The 4,015-nt window shown below is 43.2% G+C and carries 4 protein-coding genes and 4 tRNA genes; all 8 read right to left on the bottom strand.

Annotated features, from left to right (window positions below):
• Positions 1-312: GTP-binding protein (locus BIZ39_RS20525; RefSeq protein WP_239217646.1), on the bottom strand; the 312-nt coding region annotated here is incomplete at its 3' end.
• Positions 313-379: 67 nt separating this feature from the next.
• A tRNA-Thr gene (locus tag BIZ39_RS20530) sits at positions 380-455 on the bottom strand.
• Positions 456-462: 7 nt separating this feature from the next.
• A tRNA-Gly gene (locus tag BIZ39_RS20535) sits at positions 463-537 on the bottom strand.
• Between the two features lie 33 nt (positions 538-570).
• A tRNA-Tyr gene (locus tag BIZ39_RS20540) sits at positions 571-655 on the bottom strand.
• A gap of 7 nt (positions 656-662) precedes the next feature.
• A tRNA-Thr gene (locus BIZ39_RS20545) sits at positions 663-738 on the bottom strand.
• A 109-nt stretch (positions 739-847) separates the two neighbouring features.
• Complete coding sequence (locus BIZ39_RS20550; protein WP_049589179.1) at positions 848-1,606, bottom strand: type III pantothenate kinase; 759 nt, start codon at positions 1,604-1,606, stop codon at positions 848-850.
• Positions 1,607-1,754: 148 nt separating this feature from the next.
• Positions 1,755-2,741: a bifunctional biotin--[acetyl-CoA-carboxylase] ligase/biotin operon repressor BirA gene (gene birA / locus BIZ39_RS20555; RefSeq protein WP_187447922.1), complete on the bottom strand. Its 987-nt coding sequence runs from the start codon at positions 2,739-2,741 to the stop codon at positions 1,755-1,757.
• Positions 2,738-3,769: a UDP-N-acetylmuramate dehydrogenase gene (gene murB / locus BIZ39_RS20560; protein WP_187447923.1), complete on the bottom strand. Its 1,032-nt coding sequence runs from the start codon at positions 3,767-3,769 to the stop codon at positions 2,738-2,740. Before murB ends, birA begins: the two co-directional genes overlap by 4 nt.
• Positions 3,770-4,015: the final 246 nt, after the last annotated feature.

Genomic DNA, 4,015 nt, shown 5'->3' on the forward strand with positions numbered 1-4,015 from the left:
TAGGATACCACCGTCCATCTGAGCAGCACCAGTGATCATGTTTTTAACGTAATCAGCGTGTCCTGGGCAGTCTACGTGTGCGTAGTGACGAGTAGGAGTGTCATATTCTACGTGTGAAGTAGAAATGGTGATACCACGTGCTTTCTCTTCAGGCGCGTTATCGATTTGATCGAAAGCCTGTGCGTTACCGCCGTAAGTTTTAGAAAGAACTGTAGTGATAGCTGCAGTTAGGGTAGTTTTACCGTGGTCAACGTGGCCGATTGTACCCACGTTTACGTGGGGTTTCGTACGTTCAAACTTTTCTTTTGCCATTTCTATTATCCCAGCAAAGTTACATTAAAAAATTTAGAAATTTTACATGAGCTGGGGAGAAATAAACTGGTGCTGATAGGCAGATTTGAACTGCCGACCTCACCCTTACCAAGGGTGCGCTCTACCAACTGAGCTATATCAGCACTGATTTGGAGCGGGCAGCGGGAATCGAACCCGCATCATCAGCTTGGAAGGCTGAGGTAATAGCCATTATACGATGCCCGCAATCCTAATTCTCTGGCCACCTCATAGAGAAAGTGGTGGAGGGGGCAGGATTCGAACCTGCGAAGGCTGAGCCGGCAGATTTACAGTCTGCTCCCGTTGACCGCTTGGGTACCCCTCCAGATTGATGGTGCCGACTGCCGGAATCGAACTGGCGACCTACTGATTACAAGTCAGTTGCTCTACCAACTGAGCTAAGTCGGCACTACATCAAGTGGGTGCGCATTCTAGAGTATTGTTTAACTCTGTGCAAGTGTCTTTTTGAAAATTTTTCAATTTTCTTTTTTGACCAATTTTTCAACTAATCAAAAACTTACGTCGACGTTCCCTTTAAAAGTTCACTTCGAGCGTAGCGGGCAAGACCCTGCATCACCAAATGAGCGAGGCGCATGTTATCAGCAGATTTTAAGAATGCAAACACTTTTTTGTCTCCACCCCCTAAAATTATGTCAAATTCGGTTTGTTTGCTTGATATGTAATCAACCGCGCTCAAATAAACACCATATAGGGCAGCATGACACCCTGTTGCCACACAATCTTCTGTATCGGTCCCCACTCCAAAGGTGGTCGGAATCTCATCATTCGCGAACACTTTTTTAGTTGAAGCAACTAATGCATTACGCATTACTTGAAATCCAGGTATGATCCAACCGCCTAAATGTTGACCATCTACGACAAAATCAACCGTTATTGCCGTACCTACATCCATAACAAAAAATGCTTTTTTTGACTTTTCTGCGCCGCAGACCATGGCAAGCCATCTATCAACGCCCATTTTTTGAACATTCGCGTAACTATTTTTTATGCCGAAGGCTTCTTTCTCTGTGTGCTTTTCTACAAAAACAATATTTCGCTCGTTACACATGGCGGATATTTCATCAACCAGCTCCTGATTTCTTACCGAAGCTATGTATAAATGGGAAATTTTTTTCTGAGAATCGATAAAAGAGAAGAGAGAACTGGCATCTTCGCATGCATTAGGCTCTTCTTCTGCATGACAAAGCAGTGAATATTTTATTCGGGTGTTACCGATATCCACTAATATGACGTGGTTTTCTTCAATGTTGTTCATATTTTTGGTTTCAATCGCAAAGCAATGCGCAAAACGAACGTATAAAATGCTATTTAAAAATCACAAAGATGAACTACGAAGTACTTTTATTATAAATAATGGCCAAAATCTTCGTAGCTCAGCTATAAAGTAAAACAAAAATAAAAAGTTAATTGCCTCTAAGGCTAACTTCGCCACCGTGGAAACGGGTAATACCGTCTTGCGTTTCAACAAGAAGCGCGCCGCTGGCGTCCACTCCCCTATCAATTCCGGAAAAACGCTTCTCACCCATTTGTAAAACAATGCGTTTATCGGCGTATAAGTCGAGCGCTTCCCAATATGCTGTGAATGGCCCGAAGCCCTGCTGGGTAAATTTAGGTAAATAAGACCAAAGCGATTTAATTATTTCTGCCGCCAATGCATTTCTATCTGGGATAGTGCCCAAATATGACGCAAGATCGCTATGAGGCTGACCAACATCGTACTGATTATCGGGTACGCAAACATTCAAACCTATGCCGATAACACTATGCGCCGTAGCGCCTATTTGCCCTTCTACTTCAATAAGTACGCCCGCAAGCTTTTTACCTTGCAAATAAATGTCATTCGGCCATTTAAGCTCGGCGTCTTCTACGCCAAATTCTTTAAGTGCATCGCAAACTGCCAAGCCTACCAATAAAGAAAGTCCTGCCATGCTTTGATAACCGTCGGGAAAAGACCAGTACATAGAAAAAGTTAAGCTTCCGCCAACCGGCGCTAACCATGAACGGCCATGTCTGCCGCGTCCATCGGTCTGAATTTCAGCAAAAACCACATCGCCATTTTCAAGATCTTCTCGTTTGCTGGCAATACGCTTCTTCATTTCCGTATTGGTGGAAGGTAATACCGATTCCACATCAATAACCGCTCGTTTTGTGTTGTCTAAATGACGTTTAATGCTGTCGGCGCTTAACAATGGAAACCCTCGTTCTAAACGGTAGCCTTTACCTTTTACTTTAAATACATCTAATCCCCAATCGGCGAGTTGGGAAATATGGCCTGCAACTGCTGTGCGCGAAAGGCTCACTTGCTGTGCAATGGTTTCCCCTGAGTGAAACTGACCGTCGGACAACAAAGCGAGTATATGTTTTCTTATAGCTTTTGATGCTTGTCTCATAGCGAAATAAGTCCTTTGCTTCCTAATAAGCGCACTTCTGGCTCAAGCTGTATGCCGAACTTACCCTGTACGCTTGCTATGATATCTTTTGCCATGGTTATTACATCGTTTCCGGTGGCACCACCTAAGTTAGTAAGTACCAATGGCTGTGTAGGGTGGCATCGTACTTTATTCAAAGTCTTGCCTTTAAAACCTGCCTGGTCGATAAGCCACGCGGCAGGAATTTTTATTTGTTCTTTTTCAGTGGCTGGAAAATCAGCACTTCCGCTCACCACAAAATGGGGCACTGAATCATACTCTTGTGCAATCGCTTGAAACACTGCTTTTGAAACCACTGGGTTTTTGAAGAAACTTCCAGCATTGCCTAGCTCGGTAGGATCGGGAAGTTTGCTCTTCCTAATTTCTATTACCTTACTATACACCTTTTCTGGTGTAGGCTCAGTGAGTGCCGCTAGTTCGCCATAGCTGGTTTCAAGTTCGTAGTGCTTGGGAAGTTTAAAGTTTACATGAGTGATTAGCACTTTGTTCGCTAGTGCGTGTTTGAACACACTGTCTCTATAGCCAAACTGACAGTCTTCATTGCCCACCAATACCTGCTCGCCGGTTTCAAGAAATACGCACTCTACTTTGTCGATTAACGTATTCACTTCTCGTCCGTACGCACCAATATTCTGAATTGGGCATGCGCCTACTGAGCCAGGTATTAAGGCGAGATTTTCGAAACCATACCACTTCTCTTTCATACACAAAGTGACGAAGTCATGCCAGTTTTCACCTGCACCTACACGTAAGTAATGGTGACTTTCAGTATCAAAATGGCTTATTCCCTTAATCTCGTTAACCAGAATTGTACCGTCAAAGTCGTCAGTGAAGACTGAATTGCTTCCACCGCCCAATATATAAATGGCTTTGTTATTGTTTTTAGAAGTTTTGAAGATAGACAGGAATGAAGTAACGTCGCTAAACGACTGGATAGAATCACAAGAAGCGGCGAGGCCAAATGTGCTGTATGGTTGTAGTGAAGGCATAGAGTTTTACGAACTGCGAACAATTCGCTAATGGTAGGGTAACGAAGCAGCAAATAAAAGCGCAAAGAAGGAATAATATTGTTGACAATATTGCTAAGCGCTAGAGCATTACCACTTTCATTCGTTAAAGTGAGAAAACGGAAGCTAGGAGACTGTAACTAATTTTGTGTAACTGCCTATCTCAATTTACTCTATAGAGAGTTAAGGATAGGCAGATGAACATGAATAAGAAAGAGCTTGAAGCTT

The sequence above is a fragment of the Alteromonas sp. BZK5 genome, assembly GCF_014349115.1.
GTDB lineage: Bacteria > Pseudomonadota > Gammaproteobacteria > Enterobacterales > Alteromonadaceae > Alteromonas > Alteromonas macleodii.